Source organism: Bradyrhizobium sp. CSA207, from assembly GCF_029051685.1.
Classification (GTDB): domain Bacteria; phylum Pseudomonadota; class Alphaproteobacteria; order Rhizobiales; family Xanthobacteraceae; genus Bradyrhizobium.
Map to the genome: position 1 here is coordinate 34,850 of NZ_JAACFT010000009.1, position 24,230 is coordinate 59,079.

At 65.4% G+C, this 24,230-nt stretch carries 23 protein-coding genes and 1 pseudogene; 14 read left to right on the plus strand and 10 right to left on the minus strand.

From position 1 onward, the window contains the following. The first annotated feature begins 6 nt into the window (after window positions 1–6). The 9 genes from GWG65_RS12015 to trpB all read left to right on the plus strand — a co-directional run bounded on the left by GWG65_RS12015 (window position 7) and on the right by trpB (window position 7,728). A complete protein-coding gene (locus tag GWG65_RS12015; protein WP_275195780.1) occupies window positions 7–612 on the plus strand; it encodes a hypothetical protein in 606 nt (201 codons plus the stop codon). Continuing rightward, complete coding sequence (locus GWG65_RS12020; RefSeq protein ID WP_275195781.1) at window positions 590–997, plus strand: hypothetical protein; 408 nt, start codon at window positions 590–592, stop codon at window positions 995–997. The genes GWG65_RS12015 and GWG65_RS12020 overlap by 23 nt, the downstream gene beginning before the upstream one ends. A gap of 5 nt (window positions 998–1,002) precedes the next feature. Further along, the gene (gene cmk, locus GWG65_RS12025) at window positions 1,003–1,641 is read left to right on the plus strand and encodes a (d)CMP kinase (protein ID WP_275195782.1); all 639 of its coding nucleotides are present in this window, start codon (window positions 1,003–1,005) and stop codon (window positions 1,639–1,641) included. A gap of 263 nt (window positions 1,642–1,904) precedes the next feature. Next, window positions 1,905–3,608 (plus strand): 30S ribosomal protein S1, encoded by a 1,704-nt coding sequence (gene rpsA, locus GWG65_RS12030; protein ID WP_187436007.1) that lies wholly within the window; start codon window positions 1,905–1,907, stop codon window positions 3,606–3,608. 259 nt (window positions 3,609–3,867) lie between these two features. Continuing rightward, on the plus strand, window positions 3,868–4,848 hold the full coding sequence (gene sppA, locus GWG65_RS12035; protein ID WP_275195783.1) for a signal peptide peptidase SppA: 981 nt from the start codon (window positions 3,868–3,870) through the stop codon (window positions 4,846–4,848). A 172-nt stretch (window positions 4,849–5,020) separates the two neighbouring features. Then, window positions 5,021–5,326 carry an integration host factor subunit beta gene (locus GWG65_RS12040; RefSeq protein WP_007598410.1) on the plus strand — a complete coding sequence of 102 codons (306 nt, stop codon included), beginning with the start codon at window positions 5,021–5,023 and terminating at the stop codon, window positions 5,324–5,326. A gap of 70 nt (window positions 5,327–5,396) precedes the next feature. Continuing rightward, the gene (locus GWG65_RS12045) at window positions 5,397–5,789 is read left to right on the plus strand and encodes a lipopolysaccharide assembly protein LapA domain-containing protein (RefSeq protein WP_275195784.1); all 393 of its coding nucleotides are present in this window, start codon (window positions 5,397–5,399) and stop codon (window positions 5,787–5,789) included. Window positions 5,790–5,854: 65 nt separating this feature from the next. Then, entirely contained in the window at window positions 5,855–6,514 is a 660-nt protein-coding gene (locus GWG65_RS12050; RefSeq protein WP_275195785.1) for a phosphoribosylanthranilate isomerase, read from the plus strand. Continuing rightward, complete coding sequence (gene trpB / locus GWG65_RS12055; protein ID WP_275195786.1) at window positions 6,511–7,728, plus strand: tryptophan synthase subunit beta; 1,218 nt, start codon at window positions 6,511–6,513, stop codon at window positions 7,726–7,728. Before GWG65_RS12050 ends, trpB begins: the two co-directional genes overlap by 4 nt. Before the next feature lie 79 nt (window positions 7,729–7,807). On the opposite strand, the gene GWG65_RS12060 is transcribed toward trpB, so the two are convergent. Continuing rightward, window positions 7,808–8,152, minus strand: coding sequence for a DUF559 domain-containing protein (locus GWG65_RS12060; RefSeq protein ID WP_275195787.1), 345 nt, complete (start codon window positions 8,150–8,152; stop codon window positions 7,808–7,810). 72 nt (window positions 8,153–8,224) lie between these two features. Between GWG65_RS12060 and trpA the strand changes: the two genes are divergently transcribed. The 5 genes from trpA (at window position 8,225) to GWG65_RS12085 (ending at window position 12,845) form a co-directional block, all read left to right on the plus strand. Beyond that, on the plus strand, window positions 8,225–9,061 hold the full coding sequence (gene trpA, locus GWG65_RS12065; protein ID WP_275195788.1) for a tryptophan synthase subunit alpha: 837 nt from the start codon (window positions 8,225–8,227) through the stop codon (window positions 9,059–9,061). Window positions 9,062–9,172: 111 nt separating this feature from the next. Further along, window positions 9,173–10,114: an acetyl-CoA carboxylase, carboxyltransferase subunit beta gene (gene accD / locus GWG65_RS12070; protein ID WP_275195789.1), complete on the plus strand. Its 942-nt coding sequence runs from the start codon at window positions 9,173–9,175 to the stop codon at window positions 10,112–10,114. Next, window positions 10,111–11,454, plus strand: coding sequence for a folylpolyglutamate synthase/dihydrofolate synthase family protein (locus GWG65_RS12075; protein ID WP_275195790.1), 1,344 nt, complete (start codon window positions 10,111–10,113; stop codon window positions 11,452–11,454). Before accD ends, GWG65_RS12075 begins: the two co-directional genes overlap by 4 nt. Window positions 11,455–11,579: 125 nt before the next feature. Beyond that, complete coding sequence (locus GWG65_RS12080; RefSeq protein WP_275195942.1) at window positions 11,580–12,320, plus strand: metallophosphoesterase family protein; 741 nt, start codon at window positions 11,580–11,582, stop codon at window positions 12,318–12,320. A gap of 96 nt (window positions 12,321–12,416) precedes the next feature. After that, window positions 12,417–12,845, plus strand: coding sequence for an SRPBCC family protein (locus tag GWG65_RS12085; RefSeq protein ID WP_275195791.1), 429 nt, complete (start codon window positions 12,417–12,419; stop codon window positions 12,843–12,845). 85 nt (window positions 12,846–12,930) lie between these two features. Here the strand turns inward: GWG65_RS12085 and GWG65_RS12090 are convergent, their stop codons facing one another. The 9 genes and pseudogenes from GWG65_RS12090 to GWG65_RS12130 all read right to left on the minus strand — a co-directional run bounded on the left by GWG65_RS12090 (window position 12,931) and on the right by GWG65_RS12130 (window position 24,137). Next, entirely contained in the window at window positions 12,931–13,464 is a 534-nt protein-coding gene (locus GWG65_RS12090; RefSeq protein ID WP_275195943.1) for a hypothetical protein, read from the minus strand. Between the two features lie 161 nt (window positions 13,465–13,625). Beyond that, window positions 13,626–13,946 (minus strand): thioredoxin, encoded by a 321-nt coding sequence (trxA, locus tag GWG65_RS12095; RefSeq protein WP_275195792.1) that lies wholly within the window; start codon window positions 13,944–13,946, stop codon window positions 13,626–13,628. A gap of 63 nt (window positions 13,947–14,009) precedes the next feature. After that, window positions 14,010–17,519: a double-strand break repair helicase AddA gene (gene addA, locus GWG65_RS12100; RefSeq protein ID WP_275195793.1), complete on the minus strand. Its 3,510-nt coding sequence runs from the start codon at window positions 17,517–17,519 to the stop codon at window positions 14,010–14,012. Beyond that, a complete protein-coding gene (gene addB / locus GWG65_RS12105) occupies window positions 17,513–20,659 on the minus strand; it encodes a double-strand break repair protein AddB (protein WP_275195794.1) in 3,147 nt (1,048 codons plus the stop codon). The genes addA and addB overlap by 7 nt, the downstream gene beginning before the upstream one ends. A gap of 91 nt (window positions 20,660–20,750) precedes the next feature. Further along, window positions 20,751–21,253 (minus strand): annotated as a pseudogene (locus GWG65_RS12110) (transposase). A gap of 98 nt (window positions 21,254–21,351) precedes the next feature. After that, window positions 21,352–21,597: a hypothetical protein gene (locus GWG65_RS12115; protein WP_275195795.1), complete on the minus strand. Its 246-nt coding sequence runs from the start codon at window positions 21,595–21,597 to the stop codon at window positions 21,352–21,354. A gap of 150 nt (window positions 21,598–21,747) precedes the next feature. Further along, complete coding sequence (locus GWG65_RS12120) at window positions 21,748–22,551, minus strand: enoyl-CoA hydratase/isomerase family protein (RefSeq protein ID WP_275195796.1); 804 nt, start codon at window positions 22,549–22,551, stop codon at window positions 21,748–21,750. A 46-nt stretch (window positions 22,552–22,597) separates the two neighbouring features. Beyond that, the gene (locus GWG65_RS12125) at window positions 22,598–23,590 is read right to left on the minus strand and encodes an NADP-dependent oxidoreductase (protein ID WP_275195797.1); all 993 of its coding nucleotides are present in this window, start codon (window positions 23,588–23,590) and stop codon (window positions 22,598–22,600) included. Window positions 23,591–23,696: 106 nt separating this feature from the next. Further along, a complete protein-coding gene (locus GWG65_RS12130; protein ID WP_275195798.1) occupies window positions 23,697–24,137 on the minus strand; it encodes a helix-turn-helix domain-containing protein in 441 nt (146 codons plus the stop codon). Window positions 24,138–24,230 lie beyond the last annotated feature (93 nt).

The following is a 24,230-nucleotide window of genomic DNA, read 5'->3' on the forward strand; positions in this document are numbered from 1 at the left end:
GCCGCCATGAGCGCAGCCTTCGACCGCGATGCCTTGCTCGACGCCTTCGATTCCATCGGTCGGGCTGCGGCCGGCGCGGGAGCCAAGCTTCAGATCGCAGTCTATGGCGGCTCCGCTCTCATGCTCGCCAGCAATTTCCGCTTTGCGACCGAGGATGTTGACGTCTCGAAACTCGAGTACCCGCTGCCGGATTGGCTCGATCACGCGACAGCAGAAATCGCTGCAAGAAATGGTTGGGACCCCAACTGGTTCAACGATCAGGTCGCCTTTCACCTTAGCCCGCTCGCTGACCATGCTGCCGACCATCTGGAATTTGGGACCTTCCCGCGCGACGGAACGACGCCGGGACTTGAGGTCTCGGTGCCGTCCGCCGCATATCTGCTGGCGTTGAAATTGAAGGCATTTCGGGTCACTGATCCCGTTCGCGGCGAGACCGAGCGGCTGGATATCTTGAATTTGATGAAAGTGGTTGGAATCTCGGGAGCAGAGGAAGCCATCGCGTTGCTGGGCCGGTATTTTCCAGTGAGCGCGGCGTCCCCGGAAAAGCAGCGCTTCCTGCTGAAGAACATGGATCTGGAGGGAGGAGCGGATGCGCCCGAATACCCTCGCTGAAGCCGTCGATCGCATTTGCGCCGGCGCGCCCCAGGACGCCACGTTGGCTGAATTCCTCGACGCGTTCGATCTGGCCGGGACGAGCCGCGCTCAATACGAGACGATCGAAGACGAGCCAGTCCTGACGCGGAACGATCGGCTCGACGCCCTGGTCGGCGCGATCGCCGAATATCTGGCAAAACAGCGCCGCCTCGGGCAGGTGCCGGCATGGGTATGCGATCCGGCGCGGCGCCTTGCCGAGCCGTGGTTCACCGCGTCGTCTCCGTCCGATGCGATGCGCGAATATCTCACCTATGCGAGTCCCGCTGAATTCGCGTCTCGCAACATCTTTACCGAAGAGCGGCCATTGCGACGCGCCCGCGGGCCCCACACAGCCAAGGTTTGAGTGACATGATCATCGCCATCGACGGGCCTGCGGCGTCGGGCAAGGGGACGCTCGGCAAGCGGCTGGCCCACCATTACGGCTATCGTCACCTCGATACCGGCGTGATCTATCGCGCGGTCGCCTACGCGCTGATGCAGTCCGGGCATGATCTGCGGGACGAAGCGGCAGCGGTCGCGGCGGCGCTGGAACTCGATCCCGAAAAGTTCGGTGATCCCGCCCTGAAGACCCAGAAGGTCGGCGAGGGCGCCTCGATCGTCTCGGCAATCCCCAAGGTTCGCGAAGCCTTGGTCAATTTCCAGCGGCAGTTCGCCGCCGACCCGCCAGGGGCAGTACTGGACGGCCGGGACATTGGAACCGTGATCTGCCCTCATGCCGACGTGAAGATTTTCGTTGTCGCAGACCCCCGGGTGCGAGCGCGCCGCCGGACCATGGAGGCCAAGGCGAGGGGCGAGGAGGCGGACGAGGCGGCCGTGCTTGCCGACATCATCCAGCGCGACGAGCGGGACAAGAATCGCCCGATCGCCCCCCTGAAGCCCGCCCTCGATGCTTACTTGCTAGATAACTCCCAACTGGATATAGAAGGCGGCGTCCGAGCCGCCATCGACATTATCGAGGCCGTTCGAGCGGGCCGTCCGCGGGGTTAAGCCGCGGTCGTCATTGGAGGAAGCGCCCGCTCCCGCTCTTTGAGGTCGATACCTCGGTCCCTGTTTGGGACCGGCGCGATCCAGGCTCCGGACAAAAGATTCCACGTTTCGAACGCGCGGGCCTCAGCCGGCCCGCTTCCGCGGTTCCGGTGCCAGCCGGAGCAGCGAGCGGTCGCTCGAAGGTTCTGCGGACCTTCCGACACTGCGCGCCCGATACGCCCATGAACCCAACGGCCGGCAAGACATCCGCAACTGGAGAACAAATGGCTTCGATTTCTGCTGATACCTACAGCCCCTCGCGCGACGATTTCGCCGCGATGCTCGACGAGTCCTTCGCCGGTGGCAACCTGCAGGAAAGCTCCGTCATCAAGGGCAAGGTAGTTGCAATTGAAAAGGACATGGCCGTCATCGACGTCGGCCTGAAGACCGAGGGCCGCGTCGCGCTGCGCGAATTTTCGGGCCCCGGCCGTGACAGCGAGCTCAAGGTCGGCGACGAGGTGGAAGTGTTCCTCGATCGGATCGAGAACGCCCTCGGCGAAGCCGTGCTGTCGCGCGACAAGGCGCGCCGCGAAGAAAGCTGGGGCAAGCTCGAGAAGGCGTTCCAGAACAACGAAAAGGTCACCGGCGTCATCTTCAACCAGGTCAAGGGCGGCTTCACCGTCGACCTCGACGGCGCCGTGGCCTTCCTGCCGCGCTCGCAGGTCGACATCCGTCCGATCCGCGACGTTGCGCCGCTGATGAACAACGCGCAGCCGTTCCAGATCCTCAAGATGGACCGCCGCCGCGGCAACATCGTCGTCTCCCGCCGCACGGTGCTGGAAGAGACCCGCGCCGAGCAGCGTCAGGAGCTGGTGCAGAACCTCGAAGAGGGTCAGGTCATCGACGGCGTGGTCAAGAACATCACCGATTACGGTGCGTTCGTTGATCTCGGCGGCATCGACGGCCTGCTGCACGTCACCGACATCGCCTGGCGTCGCGTCAACCACCCGACCGAGGTGCTGTCGATCGGCCAGACCGTGAAGGTCAAGATCATCAAGATCAACCACGAGACGCACCGCATCTCGCTGGGCATGAAGCAGCTGCTGGATGATCCGTGGCAGGGCATCGAAGCCAAGTATCCGCTGGGTGCACGCTTCACCGGCCGCGTCACCAACATCACCGACTACGGCGCGTTCGTCGAGCTCGAGCCGGGCATCGAAGGCCTGATCCACGTCTCCGAGATGTCGTGGACCAAGAAGAACATGCACCCCGGCAAGATCGTCTCGACCTCGCAGGAAGTCGAAGTGCAGGTGCTGGAAGTCGATTCCGTCAAGCGCCGCATCTCGCTCGGGCTCAAGCAGACCATGCGCAACCCGTGGGAGGTCTTCGTCGAAGGTCATCCGACCGGTTCGACGGTCGAGGGCGAGGTCAAGAACAAGACCGAGTTCGGCCTGTTCCTGGGTCTCGAAGGCGACGTCGACGGCATGGTCCATCTCTCCGACCTCGACTGGAAGCTTCCGGGCGAGCAGGTGATCGACAACTACAAGAAGGGCGACGTGGTGAAAGCCGTGGTGCTCGATGTGGACGTCGAGAAGGAGCGTATCTCGCTCGGCATCAAGCAGCTCGAAGGCGACCCCTTCGCCGAGCCGGGCGATGTCAAGAAGGGCGCGGTCGTGACCTGCGAAGTGCTCGAAGTGAAGGAGAGCGGCATCGAGGTGAAGATCACCGGTACCGACTTCTCGACCTTCATCAAGCGCTCGGAGCTTGCCCGTGATCGCAACGACCAGCGCGCCGAACGCTTTGCCGTCGGCGAGAAGGTCGATGCCAGGGTGATCCAGTTCGACAAGAAGGCCCGCAAGGTCCAGGTGTCGATCAAGGCGCTCGAAGTTGCCGAAGAGAAGGAAGCCATCGCGCAGTACGGCTCCTCCGATTCGGGGGCGACGCTCGGCGACATCCTCGGCACCGCGCTCAAGAACCGCGACAAGTAAGCGAAACGCCTGTTTCGCGAGCATCAAAGCCCCGGCGCGAGCCGGGGCTTTTTTGTTGCGACGGTAGCCCGGATGGAGTGCAGCGAAATCCGGGTGTTTCCGCGATTGAAGGCGTCCCGGATTACGCTGCGCTCCATCCAGGCTACGCGGCTACCAACCTTGTCTTCTTCAAATTGCGCCGCAATTGATGTATCCAGATAGGCTAATGGTCACGCTGTGACGGCACAACGCGCCTGGCCTTTCATTTGGAGATATTCCGATGTCGCTCGATTCGGACATCATCGTCGATCGTCGCAGGATCCGCCGCAAGCTGACCTTCTGGCGAGTCTTCGCCGCGCTGATCGCGATCGCGGCGATTGCAGGCTTTGCGCTGATCGCGACGCCTGGTGCACGCGGCACCTTCGTGTCCGCAGGCTCGATCGCGCGTGTGCAGATCGATGGCCTGATCCGCAGCGATTCCGACCGCACCCAGGCGCTAGAGCGGCTCGAAAACTCGCAGGCCGCCGCCGTCATCATCCACATCAACTCGCCGGGCGGTACCACCGCCGGCTCCGAGCAGCTCTACGACTCGCTGGTGCGGCTCAAGGCGAAGAAGCCGCTGGTCGTCGTGGTCGAAGGTCTCGCCGCTTCCGGCGGCTACATCACAGCGATTGCCAGCGATCACATCATCGCCCAGCAGAGCTCGCTGGTCGGCTCGATCGGCGTGCTGTTCCAGTATCCCAATGTCACCGAGCTCCTGAAGACGATCGGCGTCAAGGTCGAGGAGGTGAAGTCCTCGCCGCTGAAGGCCGCGCCCAACGGCTTCGAGCCGACCAGTCCCGAAGCGCGCGCCGCGCTCGACGCGCTGGTGAAGGATTCCTTCGCCTGGTTCAAGGGATTGGTGAAGGAGCGGCGTGGCATGGATGACACGCAGCTCGAAAAAGTTGCCGATGGCCGCGTCTTCACCGGGCGCCAGGCGATCGATCTCAAGCTGATCGACCAGATCGGCGACGAGAAGACGGCGGTGAGCTGGCTGGTCGAGCAGAAGGGCGTCAAGAAGGGGCTTAACGTGCGCGACTACAAGCTTCAGCCGCGCTTCAGCGATCTGCCGTTCCTCAAGACGGCCGCCGCCGTCACGCTGGAAGCGCTGGGTTTAGGCCCGATTGCGCACCAGATCGGGCAAACCGGCGTCGTGCAGGCGGTCGACCGCTTCGGAATGGATGGAATGCTGGCCTTGTGGCAGCCGGCGGCGTCGAATTGACTGGAACCGCGCGAGCGGCGGAGCTTATTCCCGCGCTGCGGGTGGCCGGCCAGCCTGCTTTTTTGGCATTTGTCACGCATTTTCACGACGCTCAACCTTGATTTAGCGTCTTGACAGATCAAGGTATTTTCACGGAAATGGTCATCCGCACGCTCCCGGGTCCTATCTCTCGATGATCAAATCCGAACTTGTTCAGCGTATCGCCGAGCACAACCCGCATCTGTACCAGCGGGATGTCGAGAACATTGTGAATGCGATTCTCGAAGAGATCGTAGCGGCCCTCGCACGCGGTGACCGCGTCGAGCTGCGCGGCTTCGGTGCCTTTTCGGTCAAGCATCGCCCCGCGCGCGCCGGGCGCAATCCACGCACCGGCGCCCATGTCCCTGTCGATCAGAAGAGCGTTCCGTTCTTCAAGACCGGCAAGGAAATGCGCGAGCGGCTGAATCGCGACCATCCGGATCCGGGCGCGCCCGACTGAGGCCGGCGTCAGGATTTCCCAGGGTCGCTGCGATGCGACCGGACGCTTGATTCAAGGCGAGCGAAGCCAGATGCGAAAGTTCCTGACCGCGCTGATCGTGATTCCGCTGGGCCTGCTCCTGGTGGTTTTCGCCGTCGCCAACCGGCATTTCGTCACCGTCTCGTTCGATCCCTTCATTTCGAACGATCCGTCGTTGTCGATCACGCTGCCGCTGTTCCTGCTCCTGATCCTGGTGGCGGCGCTGGGTGTCCTGGCCGGCGGCTCTGCGGTCTGGTTCGGCCAGCGGCACTGGCGGCGGGCGGCGCGACGGCATGAGGCGGATGCGCGCACCGCCAGGGCCGAGCTCGCCGATTTGCGGGCCTCGACGGCCCCGGCGCGGCCGGATCCGCAGCGCCTTCCAGCCCCCTCCGGGATGGGCCTTTACGGGCCCATCGGGCGAGACAAGCAGCGCGCGACGTTGTAGAAGCGGCCGCAACCGAAAACCCGGTTCTCCAGCCGCGGCCCGCGGCCGCCATTTGCTTTGAGACCATGTCCCTGCTCGTCAAAATCTGCGGCCTGTCCACGCGCGAGACGCTCGAAGCGGCGCTCGACGCGGGCGCGGATATGGTGGGGTTCGTGTTCTTTCCGCCGTCGCCGCGGCATCTATCGCTGGAGCTGGGGCGTGAGCTCAGCCGCCAGGTCAACGCGCGTGCGCTCAGGGTCGCGCTCACCGTCGATGCCGACGACGCGACGCTGGACAACATCATGGACGCGCTGTCACCCGATATCCTCCAGCTTCACGGCAAGGAAAGCGTGGCGCGGCTGCGCGACATCAAGCAGCGGTTCGGTCGCCCGGTGATGAAAGTCGTGCCGGTCGCAACCGCTGCCGATCTCGCCGTGCTGCCCGGCTATGCCGCAATTGCCGACCGCATCCTGTTCGACGCGCGCGCGCCGAAAGACGCGACCCGGCCCGGCGGCCTCGGTGCGCCCTTCGACTGGCGCCTGCTCGAAAACCTTCAGCTGAGCCTGCCCTACATGGTCTCCGGCGGCCTGCATGCGCAGAACCTCCCCGAGGCCGTTCGCGTCACCGGCGCCGGCGGCGTCGACGTGTCCTCCGGTGTCGAGAGCGCCCCGGGCGTGAAGGACCCTGAGCTGATCAAAGCCTTCATTCGCGCCGCGCGCGCCACGCAAGAGTTGAGCGTCCGATGAATATCGCCAAACCGAACTCCTATCGCAGCGGCCCCGACGAGCGCGGCCATTTCGGCATCTTCGGCGGCCGCTTCGTCGCCGAAACCCTGATGCCGCTGATCCTCGACCTGGAAAAGGCCTACACCGACGCCAAGGCCGACCCGGCCTTCCAAACCGAGATGAACGGCTATCTCAAGCACTATGTCGGCCGGCCCTCGCCGCTGTATTTCGCCGAGCGCCTGACCGAGCATCTCGGCGGCGCAAAGATCTATCTGAAGCGCGAGGAGCTCAACCACACCGGCTCGCACAAGGTGAACAACGTGCTCGGCCAGATCATGCTGGCGCGGCGCATGGGCAAGAAGCGCATCATAGCCGAGACCGGCGCCGGCCAGCACGGCGTCGCCACCGCGACGCTGTGCGCGCGCTTCGGTCTCGAATGCGTGGTCTATATGGGCGCCGTCGACGTCGAGCGGCAGCAGCCCAACGTCATCCGCATGGAGATGCTGGGCGCCAAGGTGATGCCGGTGCAGTCCGGCACGCGCACGCTCAAGGACGCCATGAACGAGGCGCTGCGCGACTGGGTCACCAACGTGCACAACACCTTCTACTGCATCGGCACGGTGGCGGGTCCGCATCCCTATCCGACGCTGGTGCGCGACTTCCAGTCGATCATCGGCAACGAAACCAGAGTGCAGATGCAGGAAATGGAAGGCCGCCTGCCGGATTCGCTGGTCGCCTGCATCGGCGGCGGCTCCAACGCAATGGGCCTGTTCCACCCGTTCCTCGACGATCCCTCGGTCGAAATCTTCGGTGTCGAGGCCGCGGGCCACGGGCTCACGCAATTGCATGCGGCGTCGATTGCGGGCGGCCGCCCCGGCGTGCTGCACGGCAACCGCACCTATCTCTTGATGGACGCAGACGGCCAGATCCAGGACGCGCATTCGATCTCGGCCGGTCTCGACTATCCCGGCATCGGCCCGGAGCATTCCTGGCTGCACGAGACCGGGCGCGTGACATATCTCTCGGCGACCGACGATGAGGCGCTGGCCGCATTCCAGCTGCTGTCGCGGCTCGAAGGCATCATCCCCGCGCTCGAGCCGGCGCATGCCATCGCCAAGGTGATGGAGCTCGCGCCGAAACGGCCCAGGGATCACCTGATGGTCGTCAATCTCTCCGGCCGCGGCGACAAGGACGTGCCGCAGGTCGGCGAAATCCTGAGAGGCAGGGCCAAGTGAGGAGCGTGTCGCGCTTTCTTCACCTCTCCCCGCAGGGGAGAGGTCGGCTGCGCAGCAGCCGGGTGAGGGGTCTTTCCACTCACTCGAACCTTAGCGATGTTTCAATGAGCTCAACCACGCCTTCAAGGTTTTCGTACACATCCGTGTTGGACACGCGAAGCACGAGGAAGCCGCAGGCTTCAAGCACCTCGGTCCGAACCTTGTCGCGCTCGATCTCCGAGGGGCCGGAGTGCGTGACGCCATCGACCTCCACGATCAGCTTTCCGTCCAGCGTCACGAAGTCGACGACATACCGGTCGACCGGATGCTGGCGACGAAATTTCCAGCGGGCGAGCTGCCTGTTGCGCAGCGCCTGCCAAAGCTTTGCTTCGGCGCTCGTCTGCGACTCGCGGAGCCTTCGCGCCCTCGACTTGAATCTTTCCATCCCCCTCACCCGGCTGCTCCGCAGCCGACCTCTCCCCGGAGGGGAGAGGTATAGCACAGTGGCCGCGAAACCATGACCACGCGTATCGACACCCGTTTTGCCGAGCTGAAGCAGCAGGGACGCTCGGCCTTTGTCACTTTCCTGATGGCCGGCGATCCCGATCCGGCGACGTCGCTGGAGATCATCAAGGCGCTGCCGAAGGCGGGCGCCGATGTGATCGAGATCGGCATGCCCTTCACCGATCCGATGGCCGACGGTCCGTCGATCCAGGCCGCGGGCCTGCGCGCGCTCAAGGCCGGCATGACGCTGAAGAAGACGCTGGAGCTGGTGCACGGCTTCCGCAAGGACGACCACGCCACGCCGATCGTGCTGATGGGCTACTACAATCCGATCTACATCTACGGCGTCGACAAGTTTCTCGCAGACGCAAAGACCGCCGGCGTCGACGGCCTCATCATCGTCGACCTGCCGCCCGAGGAAGATGACGAGCTCTGCCTGCCTGCGATGAAGGCCGGCCTCAACTTCATTCGCCTGGCGACGCCGACGACCGACGACAAGCGCCTGCCCGCGGTGCTCGCGAACACCTCGGGCTTCGTCTACTATGTCTCGATCACCGGCATCACCGGTGCGGCGGCTGCCGACTCCACCGCCGTCAGCGAGGCGGTTGCCCGGATCAAGCGGCACACCAAATTGCCGGTCTGCGTCGGCTTCGGCATCCGCACGCCGGAGACCGCCCGCTCCATCGCCTCGCATGCCAACGGCGCCGTGGTCGGCACCGCGCTGGTCGATTCGCTCAGGAGCAGCCTCGATGCCGACGGCCGGGCAACCGGCAAAACCGTTAGCGCCGTCGCTGAATTGACCGCGTCTCTGGCGGAGGGCGTCAGGGGCGCGCGAGCGGCGGCGGAATAGGCCACAATTCCGCTCTCAGGGCGGGCGACACGGCGGCTTGCCGGGGCAGGGTCCCGCGGCCATATATCCCTTCAGGCGATCCCGAAGCGGAATCGCACATCGGAGCAAACCATGAACTGGCTCACCAATGTGGTTCGGCCGAAAATTCGCAACATCCTGCGGCGGGAGACGCCGGAGAATTTGTGGATCAAATGCCCGGATTCCGGACAGCTCGTGTTCTACAAGGACGTCGAGGCCAACCAGTTCGTCATTCCCGGCTCGAACTACCACATGCGCATGGGCGCGGTGGCGCGGCTGAAGTCGATCTTCGACAACGAGACGTGGTTCGACGTCGCATTGCCCGACGTCACCCCCGATCCGCTCAAGTTCCGTGACGAGAAGAAATATGTCGACCGCATCAAGGATGCGCGCGCCCGGACCAATTTGAACGATGCGATCAAGGTCGGCTATGGCAGGCTCGAGGGCGCCGCCGTCGTCGTCGCGGTGCAGGATTTCGATTTCATGGGCGGCTCGCTCGGCATGGCCGCGGGCGAGGCCATCGTGCGCGGGCTCGAGCTCGCGGTCGAGAAGAAGTCGCCGTTCATCGTGTTCGCGGCGTCGGGCGGCGCGCGCATGCAGGAAGGCATCTTGTCGCTGATGCAGATGCCGCGCACCACCGTCGCGATCCAGATGCTGCGTGAGGCGAAGCTGCCTTACATCGTCGTGCTGACCAATCCGACCACCGGCGGCGTCACCGCATCCTACGCGATGCTCGGCGACGTGCAGATCGCCGAGCCGGGTGCGCTGATCGGCTTTGCCGGGGCGCGCGTGATCGAGCAGACGATTCGGGAAAAGCTCCCCGAGGGCTTCCAGCGCGCCGAATATCTGAAAGAGCACGGCATGGTCGACATGGTCGTGCACCGCCATGATTTGCGTCCGACGCTGGCGCGGCTCTGCCGTCTGTTGACCAGATCGCCGGCGCTCGAGACCGTGTCGAAATCGGCGCAGCCGGTCGCCAGCCCGGCCCAGATCGTGTCGGCCGCCGACGTGGCGCCGGCCGCGCCGCACGCGTGAACGGCTCCGCGGACAGCGCAAAGCCATCGCTCGGTGAATTGATCGGGCGGTTGTCGGCCCTGCACCAGAAGCGCATCGATCTCGGGCTGGAGCGGATGCACCGCCTGCTCGAACGGCTCGGCCATCCCGAGCGCAAGCTGCCACCGGTAATTCATATCGCCGGCACCAATGGCAAGGGTTCGACGCTCGCCTATCTGCGTGCAACGCTGGAAGCCGCGGGCCTGCGCGTCCACGCCTATACCTCGCCCTATCTGGTGCGGATCAACGAATGTTTCCGGCTCGGCCGTGCCGGAGGCGGCGTGCTGGTCAGCGACGACGAATTGCGTGCGGCCCTGCTAGAAGTCGAGCGCGTCAACGCCGGCGAGGCCGCCACCGTATTCGAGCTCAAGACCGCGGCCGCCTTTCTTCTGTTCGCGCAGAATCCGGCCGATGCGGTGCTGCTCGAGGTCGGCCTCGGCGGACGCCTCGACTCGACCAACGTGATCGAGACGCCGGCCGCTTGTGTAATCACGCCGGTCAGCATGGATCACATGGATTTTCTCGGCGATACCCTCGCCTCGATCGCCGGCGAGAAGGCCGCGATCATCAAGCGCGCCGTGCCGGTGGTCTCGGCCGAGCAGCCGTCGGAAGCGATGGCCGTGATCGAGGCGCAGGCCCGGCGCATGCGCGCGCCGCTGTTTGCCGCCGGCGAAGCCTGGCATGTCAACGTCGAGCACGGACGGCTGGTCTATTCCGACGAACGCGGCCTGATGGATCTCGCCGCGCCGCGGCTGTTCGGCCGTCACCAGTTCGACAATGCCGGGCTTGCGATCGCGACGTTGCGCGCCACCAACGTTTTCAAGGTCAATCAAGCGGCGTTCGAGGCCGGCATCGTCGGTGCCGAATGGCCGGCGCGGATGCAGCGCATCACGTCGGGCGAGCTGCTCGCCTGGGGACCCCAGGGATCGGAGATCTGGCTCGACGGCGGCCACAATGCCGAGGGCGGCCGCGTCGCGGCGGCGGCGCTCGGCGATCTCGAGGAGCGGGTGTCGCGGCCGCTGGTCGTGATATCAGGCATGATGGCCAATAAGGACGCGAAAGCGTTTCTCGCCAATTTCGCCGGCCTTACCCGCCACATCATCGCGGTGCCGATTCCCGACACCGAGAATGCGATGCCGGTGGACCGCGTCACGGATGCCGCGCGCAGCCTCGGCATGCGCGTCGAGATCGCCCCCGGCGTCGAGGCCGCGCTGCGCGCCTTGGCGAAGCTCGCCTACGAGGTGCCGCCGCGCATCCTGATCACCGGCTCGCTCTATCTCGCCGGCCACGTGCTCGCCATCAACGGCACGCCTCCTGCATAGGGATTGCGTAGCCCGGATGGAGCGAAGCGAAATCCGTGGTTGTGCCGGAAGCAATGGAGGCCCCGGATTATGCTTCGCTCCATCCGGGCTACGATATCGTCTCCGGGGCACGAGTGAGAATGCCAATGCGCTTTGCCGCGATTGCCGACATCCATGGAAACTACCTCGCGCTGGAAGCCGTGCTTGCCGACATCCGGGCACAGGGCATTGCCGACATCGTCAATCTCGGCGACATGCTGAGCGGGCCGCTCGATGCGCGGCGGACCATCGACATTCTGATGACACTCGAGGCCGTGCACGTGCTCGGCAATCACGACCGCTATCTGCTCGACCGTCCCCCGGAGAAGATGGGTTCGTGGGACCGCCCTGCGCATGCGCAGCTCGATGCTGCGCATCTCGGCTGGCTGCGCGCCCAGCCCATGACACACGTATTTCGCGACCGGGTCTTCCTTTGCCACGCGACGCCGGACAATGACGAGATCTATTGGCTCGACACCGTGCATCCTGACGGCACGGTCGCGATGTCGCCGCTGGATCGCATCGAACAATTCGCGCAAGGCGTCACGCAGTCCCTGATCCTTTGCGCCCACACGCATCTCGCCCGTAGCGTGCGGCTGCGTGACGGTCGGCTGATCGTCAATCCCGGCAGCGTGGGCAGCCCCGGCTATCGCGACGTGCATCCGTTTCCCCATGTCGTCGAAGCCGGCACGCCGCACGCGCGCTACGCGATCCTGGAGCTTGTCCACGAAGGCTGGTGCGTGATGTTCCGCCAGGTACCCTACGATCACGATTCGATGGCGGAGCTGGCGCGCAAAAACGGCCAGCCTACGCTCGCGTCCGCCTTGGCCACGGGCTGGATCGGATAAGCCGGCTGCCTTTGCGACAAGGCGTCCGCACTCTACCGATTGACACATGTGACAAGCGCGCATGTAGAATGCGCGTTAGTCATGGGAGACTTCGCAATGAACCACGAAGAGACCTGGCGCGCAGAATACGGGATCGAAACATCGGCGACCCCGAACGTGGTCTGGAGCATCTTCCACGACGTGCCTGGATGGAAGACCTGGAACGCCGGCATCGAACACATCGAGATCGATGGGCCGTTCGCGACAGGAACGTGGTTCACGATGAAGCCTCCCGGGCAGGATGCGCTTCGATCAAGGCTGATCGAAGTTCGCGAGAACGAATGCTTCGTGGATGAGACCCGCGTCGGATCGCTTACGATTACGGTCGAGCATCGCATCGAATCCCTTGGCGCGGGGCGCACCCGCATCGTTTATGCGACCCAAGCGAACGGGCCCGGCGCTGCCGAGGTCGGTCCCGCGGTCGCGTCCGATTTTCCGGAGGTTCTTGCAGCCCTCGCCAAGATTGCTGAAACAGGATCGGCATGAAAACAGGGCCCACCAAGGTTTGCCGAGCGTGCGGCAGCCCTATGGGGGCGCTCGTCCCAAGCACGGTTCGGCGGGTCGATTCGACCTACGGCTGCGGCAGCAGCTTCATCGGATCGGCCGCCTTCTGCTTCAACTGCTCGAAGGTGCATTGCCGCGGCGCCTTGTCGGGGCGCCAGCGCAGGATCGAAGTGCCGTGCCGAAAGCGCTGGCCAGTGAAATGGTCGTAGCAGACTTCGACCACGAGCTTCGGCTTGAGCGGGCACCACTTTGCCGAACGCTCGGTCGACCACCGGCTGAAGACGAGATAAAGCGCCGGCGTTTCCTGAGAGAGCTTCTTCACGCGGCTCTCGGCGGGATGGATCCGCTGCAACAGCGCGTCGAAGGAGAAGCCCTTGCCGTGCGGCACGACGATCTCGCCGTCCAGCGTGAAACGATCTGCTTTCAGCTTCAGGGCCGCAGCAACGACTTCAGGAAAATAGCGCGCCAGATCCTCGCCGGATTTCGAGCGCAGATCGACGTGGTCGCCATCGCGCGAGAGCAGGCAGCGAAAGCCATCCCATTTCGGTTCGTACTGCCACTCCGCGCCGCGCGGGATCGCATCGACCGACCGCGCTTCCATCGCAACGAGCGAGGTCGATTTGCGCGTGCGCTTTCGGGGAGGGGCGGGCAAGGACAAGGCTCGTCAAAAGCGTCTCATGATACGCAGGACATGCCCCTTCAACGCAAACGGCCGGCATTTCGCCGGCCGTTGTCGAAAAATAATCGTTGCCGCGGAGCGGATCAGACCGCGGAGGTGATCCACTGCTGAAGCTTCGCCTTCGGCGCTGCGCCGACCTGGCGGGAAGCCATCTCACCGCCCTTGAAGATCATCAGGGTCGGAATCGACATCACGCCATACTTCGACGCGGTCTTCGGGCTCTCGTCGACGTTGAGCTTGACGATCTTGATCTTGTCGCCCATCGCGCCGGCGATCTCGTCGAGCGCGGGGGCGATCATGCGGCAGGGGCCGCACCATTCGGCCCAGAAATCCACGACCACCGGGCCGTTCGCCTTGAGCACCTCGGCTTCGAAATCGGAATCGGAAACCTTACCAACGGCCATGGAGATACCTCGTACCTGAGAGAAGGGCGCGACGAGAATCGCGCCTGAGATCATGGCGTCAACCTATGAATGGGTCCTTGCCGGGTCAAGGACGCTCACACTGAGATGAAGAGATGCCAGCGCCGCGTCCAGCGCGGGCGCGGAAATCTCCACGTATTCAAGGGCCTCGGTCCAGAGCAGCACGGCGCGGATCGGCTTTTGGGGATAAAGCCGGGCAAGCACCGCCCGGTACAGCGCAAGCTGCCGGATATAGGTCGCGGGCGCCTCGGCGGCGCTCCTGGGCGGGCTCTGGTTGGTCTTGAAATCGACGATCAGGACCTCGTCCGACGTGACCACCAGCCGGTCGATCTGCCCCGACACCAGCGCCGGCGACCGGCCCGGCCGCTCCAGCCGGCCGACGATGGCGACCTCTGCCCGGCTGCCGGCGGCAAAGACGGGCGCGAATCGCGGCTCGGCGATCAGCGCGAGCACCTTGTCGGCGAGCGCGGCGCGGTCAGCCTCCGTCCAATCGGAGGCGTTGCGCGCCATGAAGCCGAGCGCTGCGTCGCGCCGGCGCGCGATGGCGATGTCCGGCAGCGATTGCAGCAGCCGGTGCACCAGCGTGCCGCGTTGCAGCGCAAGCGCGCGGGTCTGGACCGATTCGCTGGTCCGGACTGGGCGGCCCTCCTCGGCGGCCTGACCGGAAGGACGCACCGGATCCTCGTCGATGGTCTCGCGCGCCGCCGCCGCCCGCAGCCAGGCCGGCAATGCGATCGTCTGGTCCACCGCAGTCGCGGGGGTGCCGCTCGCCGCCACGTCCTCCGGCCGGGCAAAGCGCGTCACCTTGCCGAGCGGCGTCTCGACCACCTGCTTCTCTAGGTCCGATCCGGCGAGGCCCTTGTCGATCAGGTCGTACCAGCTGAGCTTGCGGACCGTCTTCATGTTGCCGGGCATGCAGCCGCCGACGACCAGGCGATCGGCCGCGCGCGTCATCGCGACATAGAGCAGGCGGCGGTATTCGTCCTCCGTCTGTTCGAGCATGGCTTTGCGCGCCTCGACGACGGGCATTGGATCGTCCGCCTTGCGGCCGGCCCATACCACGATCTCGCCGCCATCGCCGCGCGGCACTTGGATCAGCCGCAGGCGTTGCGTGTCCGCGGGCGAAGACGTGGTGTCGACCATGAACACGACGGAGGCCTCCAGGCCCTTGGCGCCGTGCACGGTCATCACCCGCACCTCGTCGCGCGAGATCTCCATGTCGCGCTTCACCTCGGTGTCGGCCGAGCGCAGCCACGCCATGAAGCCTTGCAGCGAAGCCGGCGCCTTGCGCTCGTAGTTCAGTGCGAGCTCCAGAAACTCGTCGAGCGCGTCGTTGGCCTCAAAGCCGAGGCGGCGCAGGATGCGCGCGCGTCCGCCGTCGCCGCCCAGCAGCCAGGCATAGAAGGCGAACGGTGTCTCGTCGCGCGAGCGTGTCTCGCAAGCCTGCAGGCGCCTCAGCGCCGCGGCGAACTTGTCGCTTTCGGACGCGTGCTCAGCAAGCGCGCGGCGCAGCGATCCCTTGCGGTCCCAGGCAAGCCTGAACAGATCGTCGTCATCGAGCCCGAACAGCGGGCTTTTCAGCGCGACCGCGAGCGCGAGGTCGTCCCGCGGCAGCAGCAGCGCATCGGCGAGGTTCATCAGATCGATGATCGCGATGTGCTCGGTGAGTTTCAGCCGGTCGGCGCCGGCGACCGGAACATTGGCGTGCTTCAATGCCTGGATCACGGCGTCGAACGCATTGCCGCGACGGCGCACCAGGACCAGCATGTCGCCGTAGCGCAGCGGGCGCCGCTCGCCCTCGTGTCCCGTCAGCGTGCCGCTCTCCACCAGCCGCTTGATCTCGGTCTGGATACGGCGGGCGAGCTTCACCTCGGGGCTGGTGACTGCGACGCCATCGAACGGCGCGCGCCAGCCCTCGATGTCCTGCCGGTCATCGGCTTCGGCGAGGTCCCACAGCTCGATTGTGCTTGGACCGGCATCGCCGAGCGCATTGTGCAGGGGATGGCCGATCGCGGCCGAATGGATGCTCTTGTAGATCTCCGGCTCGCGGAACACGTGGTCGACCGAGTGCAGGATCGTCGCGCCCGAGCGGAACGAGTAGGTGAAGGCGACCGGGTCGAATTTCAGCCCGGCGGCGGTGAACTTGCGATGCAGTTCGCGCCGGCGCGCGTCGAATTCGTGCGGCGCTGCCCCCTGGAACGAGAAGATCGACTGCTTCTCGTCGCCGACGGCGAAAACCGTGCGGTTCAGCCCCTCGCGCGCGCCTTCGCCGGCGGTGAATTCCGAGATGATATGCGCGACGATGTCCCATTGCCGCGGGCTGGTATCCTGGGCTTCGTCGATCAGGACATGATCGACGCCGCGGTCGAGCTTGTAATGCACCCAGCCCGAAGAAACGCGGTTGAGCATCGCCAGCGTCTTGTCGATCAGGTCGTCGTAGTCGAGCAGGCCGCGCTCCCGCTTCTCACGCCGGTAATTTGCGGCAGCGGCCGTCGCGATATGCAGCAGAGCTGCGGTGCGATCGCGCACGGCTATCGCCCGGCGCTTTTCGATCAGCCCAATAATACGCTGCACCTCGGCCTCGAACAGGCGGGCGACGGACGGATTTTGATCGCAGAACTTCTTGGTCAGCACCGCCTTGCGCGGCAGCTTCTCGTCGGTGAGGAAGACGCCGAGATAGGCATCGACCTGCGCACTTCCTGAAAAGGCTTTTGCCTCGCGCAGACGGCCGGCCTGGTCGTTGTCGGATTTGCTGCCATCCTCCAGCGCAAAGGCGATCTCGTCCCAGCGCGATCGGGGCAGGAACGGACCATCGAGGATCTCGCTCTCGATATCCTCCATGCGGTCGCTCACATCGACGCCCAGCACCGCCGCCATCTCCGCGGCAGCGGCTTCGGCGCTGCCGGCTTCGTCGGTCCAGGCCATGAAATGGTCGCGGCTGAGGCAAGCCTCGCGCACGACCTCCTTGAAGGTGACGTCGGCGGCATTCGCCATCGCCGTCAGCAGCGCGCGGCCGGTGACGCTCTCGGGATCGCGCGCAGCCTCCAGCAGCACCTTCAGGTTGGCGCGTTCCATCATGTCGGTCTGGTCGCGCTCGTCGATCACGGCGAAGCGCGCCGGCACGTTGGCCTCGAACGGAAACTGCTGGAGCAGGCGCGTGCATAGCGCGTGGATGGTCTGCACCTTCAAGCCGCCCGGCGTCTCCAGCGCGCAGGCGAACAGTTTTCGCGCCTCGCGCCGCAGCTTCGGGTTGGGGTGGGGGATGCCGACCGCGCGGATCGCCGCATCAAGCGCGGCATCGTCCAGCGTCACCCAATGACCGAGCGTGGTGAACACGCGCTCGGCCATGTTGGCGGCGGCGGCCTTGGTGAAGGTGATGCAGAGGATTTTTTCCGGCGGCACGCCCGAAAGCAGCAGGCGGATCACGCGCTGCACCAGCACATGGGTCTTGCCCGAGCCGGCATTGGCGGACACGAAGGCGGATGCGGTCGGATCGGAGGCGCGCGCCTGCCGCGCGCGCACCTCATCCGGGATGGGGCGGGGCGCCTTCACCATTCCTCGATCCCCAGTCCGCCCGCCGCGGACCATTCCTTGATGCGGGCGAGGTCGTCATAGGCGCCGTAGCGGTTGGTCCACATCGGCAGGTTCAGCGAGGTGTAGGCCTGGTTCTCATCCTCGAAGGCGCGGATCAGCGCCTCAAGCTTGGCCCGCGCCTCAGCGGCCGCGGTGTCCGGTGGCTGCGGCTCGTCGCCCTGTTTGATCTTGAGGTCGAGGATGCGCTCCTCGCCCGGCGGATTGTTGCCGCTCAGGCGCACATAGACGAGCTGGCTCACCGACGAGCCGGCGTCGATCTCGGGAAAACCACCCTCGCGCAGGATCGCTGCTTCCAGGGTGAGCTGCGGCGACAGGCCCATGCGGACCTGCTTGCCGGTCGGCGGCTGGCCGGTCTTGTAGTCGAGGATGGCATAGCCGCCGCCTTGGCGCCGCTCGATGCGGTCGGCGCGCGCGGAGAGGCGGAAGCTGCGCTCATGGTCGAGCGGGATCGAGATCTCGCCGCTTGTCTCCGCGACGATTGTCTCGATCGCGTCGCGGCGCGCGGTCTCCCATTCGCCGAACCAGCGCGCGATGCGCTGGAAGCGTGGCCACCACAGCGCCCGCGCCTCGGGGCGCTCCATCAGCGGCGCAAAATACTTTTCGCCGATCGCACGCAGCACGCGGGCGGGATCCTCGGGTAGCTGGGTTGCATAGGTTTCGGTGAATTCGCCCAGCGCATCGTGGATTGCCGAGCCGCGGTCGGCAGCCGACAGCGGCATGTCGACCGGATCGAGCGTGTCGAGCCGTAGAATATGTTTTGCATAGATCGTGTAGGGATCGCGCAGCCAGTCCTCGATCGCGGTGACCGAAAGTCTGAGCGGCCGCGTCGCGCGCGGCGGCCGCGGCTCCGGTTGCTTGATCGGCGTGACTTCGGCGGGCTGGTCCAGCGCGCCGGCGAACTGCACATATATCTCGCCGGCCTGTTTCGCGGCCTTCCAGTGCGCATCGCCCGCGACCGCTTCAAGCCGGTGCAGGAAACGCGAGGCCACCGCCGGTGCACCACCGGCCTTGGCGGAATGGGTGAGAATCACCTCGTCGGCGCCGAGCAGCTGGGCAAAATCGTGGGCGGAGAGGCCGATGCGCCGCTCCGGCAGATCGAGGCCGAGCTCGTGCCGCATCGGCCGGCTCAACCAGGGATCGATGCGCGGCGCCGGCGGCCAGACGCCCTCGATCAGGCCGCCGACGATGACGCGGTCGGCCTGCATCAAGCGCGATTCGAGCGGACCGTAGATGTGAAGCCGTGCGCCCGGTCTGTCCGGCCGCCGCACCGCGCGATCGCTGAACGCGGTCTGGAAGACGTCCGGATAATCCGGCAGCGGCACCATCAATCCGCTGGTCGTACCGCTGCGCAAGAGATCGTCAAAGGCGGCGGCGAGCGCGAGGCCTTCGCGCTGCTCGAAGGCCAGCGGAACGCCCTGCTCGTCGCGCGACAGCTCGATCAGGATCTCGCGATGCCGGTGCGCGAGCTCGGCGAAATCATACGGTTTCGATGATGCCAGGGTCTCGATCGGCGCCACAGCCTTTTGCAGGACATCGATCAGCGCCTGGATGCGATCGAGATCCTCCGTCTTGAGACGCGCGCGCGGCTCTGCGCGATGCAGCGCAGAAACTTCGCTGCGCCACAGCTTTGCGAGTTCCTCGCGAAAACGGTTGAATTCACGCAACAGGCCTGCGGTCCCCGCGGGCGGTCGCGTGCCGCGCAAGACGGCAAGCTCCAGACCCTCGACCGCCGCCTTCCACGCGCCAGATGGCCGGCCGAGCCGGCACAGCGGATGTTTCAGCATCGCCAGCAGCGTCGGCGGCTCCAACCCCTTGGTCGCTGCCTCCGCCGCGAGGCGCGCGAAATTGCCGGCGGAGGTTTCCATCAGCACGTCGCCGCCGGAATCATCGAAAGCGAGGTTCCATCGCGTGAGCGCGGCCATCACCCGCCGCGCCAACGCGCGGTCCGGCGTCACCAGCGCCGCCGACTTGTCGAGATGACGCGCCTCGCGCATCGCGATCGCGATCGCGAGCGCTTCCATCTCGGGATTTTGGGCTTCGACCACTGCGAGATTGGCCATGCCGCCGGTGATCTTCGCAGCCACGTCCGGTTGCTTCAGGCGGTCGTGCCAGATCTCCGTCTTGGCGGACGGCCGCATCGATTCGGAGGCCAGCAGATCGCGGCCGCCTTTCGCTGGTGGCTGGAGGATGTCGACATCGCCGCGCTTGATGCCAAAGCGCTCTAGCAACGCGTGCATGGCGTATTGCGGATGGTTCGACTCCGGATGCTCAACGAATTTGCCCAGCGCATCGCGCACGCCGCCAATGGTCCGCCAGGCGTCCTCGTCGAGATCGGTATCGAGCCCCGGCAGCACCACTGCGCCATGCGGCAGCGAGGCGACCGCCTGGAGGAATCTCGCGGTGGCCGGCATCGAGCCGGTCGAGCCAGCTGCGATCACGGGACCGCCGGGGTGCGCCGTCAACCGTTTCGCTTCGGCCGCGATCAGAAGATCGCGCCGCGCAGCAGGCTCGATCCGGTTGATCTCGGCGAGGTGACCGGGCCAGGCGATGCGGGCGATACGCAGGAATTCGAGCGAGTGCTGCCAGTATTGATCGAGCTGGTCCGGCACGAGGCCATCGAGCGCGCTCCAGTCGACGCCGCGCGTGACCATGTCGTCGATCAGGCGTGCGAGATCGGAGGCCAGGGCCAGCGTCGAGGCAGGACCGCCAACCACCAGCGGCGCCAGCACCGGGCCCTTGGCCCAGGCCGCGACCAGGCGCGCCAGCGTCAGCCGCCGTTCCAGCTCGCCCAGCCGCGGCGGAACGTCGAGTTGCGTCGCGCCGGAAAACTGTTCGGCCTCGCCCGTGAAGGCGAGTTCGTCCTCGTCGATGTCGCCGAGCGCGACGATGCGCGGCAGCACCGCCGCGTCCGCCTGCATCTCGTCGAGGAAGATCTCGCGGACGACGCGCATGGCGCGCCGCGTCGGCAAATAGAGCGTGGCATCCGCAAGCCGCGCCGGCTCGCTACGCGCCTCGAAACCATCGACCAGCCGGCCGTCGAGCAGGCTTGATACGACCGTGCGCAGGAACGGAACTGAGACGGGAACGCTGAAAACGCGCATGAGCTGCCTGATTCGGAGTCAGGCGCCAATATAGGGAGGCGGACTCGAATGGTCATGCACGCAGGCGGAGTCTTCCCCGCTGTTTGCTGGTCTAGGTCGTGGACTCAAACCTAGCCCATAGGCGAGTGGCGGCAAGTAGAACAGCTGAGAGGAAGTTTCGGGCGGTTTTGTCGTAGCGGGTTGCGACGCGACGAAAATGCTTCAGTTTGTTGAAGAAGCGCTCGATCAGGTTGCGTTGGCGATAGATGAAGTGGTCGACTGAGCGTTGGACCTTGCGGTCGCGGGAGGTCGGGATGTGCGCCTGTCCGCCGCGAGCCTCGACCAGATCGATGATAGCACGGGCGTCGTAGCCGCGATCAGCGACGAGGTCGCGACCCGGCTTGAGCCCTTCGATCAAAGTTGGGGCACGGTCGTGTAGGGCCCATAACGCTCCGGCAGGTCTCGCCAGGGAGTGCCGGTGCGCAACACGAAGAAGATGCCGTTGATAACCTTGCGATCATCCGGCCGAGGCCGGCCGTTCTTCCGGCCTTCAGCTCCCGGCAATAACGGTGCGATGATCGTCCATTCCGCGTCCGTCAAATCGAAGCGTGCCATCAAAGCCTCTCTTTGGAAGCCTTGAATCATTCCGGTTCATCGGCGACAAGGGGTTTGAGCGCCGGTGAAGAGGATGGTGCCCCGCCCACGCGGGGTCATCACGCGCGCGGCCTCGCGCCCGGAAATGAATCCCGACGGGCCGCCAGTTCCCAGACCTTGGTGTAGACGCGGGTCGTGGTCTCAACGATCGGAAACCAGACGTTCGCGCCGATGTTGAAGACCAGCACTTCCAGCGGCCCGACCTCGGCTTCGATCCGGTCGATCAGGGTGCCCATGTCGGCTTCCTCTCGCGCGTCGACGCCGGAGGCGCGGGCGTGGCCGCCTTCGGCTTCGATCTGTTCCACGATCGGCGTCAGCTCTCCGAGGTTTCGCGGTCGCCGGGTCAGGCAGGCAACCGCGCGCAAAGGCGCGCGCGACCGCGGCCCCGACGTCGGGTCCCGCGCCCACCACAAGACAGGCGCCTCGAGTGGCTGCGGGAAGGTCAGCCATGTCGCCTAAAGATTCCCGACTTCGCGGCCGAGGTTCAGCTCAAACTCGCCAGCGGTTCCAATGCCTCGCGCGCGCAGCTTCGGCATGCGCTCTGCTGCGCCTGGCCAGCCGAACGTCGTGAAGAAGGTGTCCTGCGTCGCCTGCAGCTGAGCGGGGTCCGGCAGCCCGTGCTGGTTGATCGTCGCTTTGCAGGTGCTCAGCGCCTGTTTGTCGAACGACAGGATGCGCCGCACGAAATTCGCGACGAACTCATCAAGGTGGGCCTCGGGGATGGCGCGGTTGATCCAGCCGTATCGTTCGGCGGTCTCGGCATCGAAATCGTCGCTACCGAGGATGATCTCCATGGCGCGAGAGCGGCCCACCAGGATAGGCAGGCGTTGAAGCGCCCCGCCGCCTGGGATGAGGCCGGTTCCGACTTCTGGCTGGCCAAAGATCGCCTTTTCCTTGCTGGCGAAGCGAATGTCGCAGGCCAGGGTAAACTCGCTTCCACCGCCGCGCGCCCGGCCGCGGATCACTGCAATGCTGAGGACGTTACTATGAGCCAGCTTGGTGGCCGGTTCGATCCAGCGTGGCGCGCCGAACCGGCTGCGGGGCCCGGCCGTGCTGTAGTGAGCGATGAAGAAGTCCGGGTTGGCGCTCTCGAAGGTCACGACCTTCAGCGCATCGTCCGCGTCGATCTCCTCCACCAGGTCGTAGAACTCGTCGTAGGTGCGATCGTCGATCGCGTTGATCGGCGGGTTGTTGAAGGTCACGCGCCAATACCCCGGCGTGGACTTGTCGATGCTGATCCTAGTGGGAGTGTCGCTCATGGTTGCCTCCGTTCCGTGGACTTGCTGAATGAGCCTGAGCCTTGCATCAGGGGACGATGACGAGCTTCCCGCGCGTATGTCCGCCGGCTAGAATCTCGTAGGCGGCAGCGAGCTGATCGAGGCCATAGGCCGCGCTCACGGAGGCGCGGATGGCGCCGGTGTCGATCAGGGCCGCGATCTCCGCCAGTTGAGCGCCGTCCGGTCGGGTGAGGGGGCCATGGAACTCCGCCTTGCGGGCGGCGGCGCGCTCGATGAACGGTCGAACGGCCGCCGAAGCTTGCTCGGCCACGGGAGGCGGGAAGCCGATTTCGCGATAGCTCTGGGCGTCGGCGGTGCGCACGAGGCCGACATAGCGGCCGCCTTCGCGCAGGGTGTCGATGCCACGCTCGGTCAGCGGACCGCACACACCGTCATAGACCACGTCGAACGGGCCGGCAGCCTCGAAGGTTTCGGTTGTGTAGTCGATCGTGCGGTCCGCTCCGAGCCCAGCCATGAACGTCTGGCTGCCCGGTCCGCCCGTCGCAACGACGTAGGCCCCTAGGTGCTTAGCGAGCTGGATGGCGAAGGCGCCGACGCCGCCCGCCCCTGCCTGGATCAAGATGCTTTCGCCGGCCTTGAGCCGCGCGCGCTCCACAAATGCCTGCCAGGTGGTCAAGGCGACCGTCGGTAGGCTCGCCGCCTCCGCGAAGGAAAGGGTGCGCGGCTTGTGGGCCAGGAGACTGAGTGGAACGGCTGCGCGCTCGGCATAGGCGCCGGGACGCCGGTTAGGCAGGCGGGCGTAAACCTCGTCACCTGCCTTGAACGCCGCGCCCGAGGGCGCCGAGACAACAACGCCCGCGACGTCGTAGCCCAACACCTGCGGAAAGGTGAATGGAAAGGCGGCATGGAACAGACCCTGGCGCATGGCGACCTCGACGGGATTCGCACCGGCGGCGCGGACCTCGAGCAGCGCCTCGTCGGAGCCCGGGACGGGGTCGCTGACCTCCCCGTAGGTGACCACCGAATTGTCGCCATAGCCGGTGATGTACGCTGCCCGCATTTCAGTCTCCTCGCGTTAGGTCGTCTGACCTGTTAGTCTCAATATTGAACTTTTAGGCGCATGAATGAATGAATGTTGACAAGCCCCTTCACGGTGCCGGCGTGAACTAGAGGTTGCCGGCCCGAGCCTTCGGCTTGCCCGCGGCGCGCCGGCGCAAGCGAAAATCGGCAAGCGTGATCTCGCGCCCAAGGGAGGAGCGGACCTTTATCGGCTCCAGTTCGCTGCCGTCGATGCCGTCAAGCATTCGAATAGGGGGCGGATCGGGCCGGAACAGCCATCGGTCGCCCCATTGGCGGAGTGCGATGATAGTCGCAAAGAGATCCTCGCCCATTTCGGTCAGAACGTACTCGTGCCGCCGCGCTTCCTCGGCGATGGGCCGGCGTTCGAGAATGCCACAGTCGACGAGTTTCTTCAGTCGCGCGGTCAGCAGGTTTCGCGACATCTCCAGCTCCTTCTGGAAATCGTCGAATCGGGTCGTGCCCCCAAAGGCTTGTCGCAGGATCATCAAACTGCCCCAGTCGCCAATGACGTCAACGGAGCGGGCCATGGGGCACTCTTCCGAGGCCCAACTTTTCCGCTGCATGGACTGATCTCCTTCTCGCCGGCGTCGCCTGGGCAGGAATTATAGCCCGATGCGATA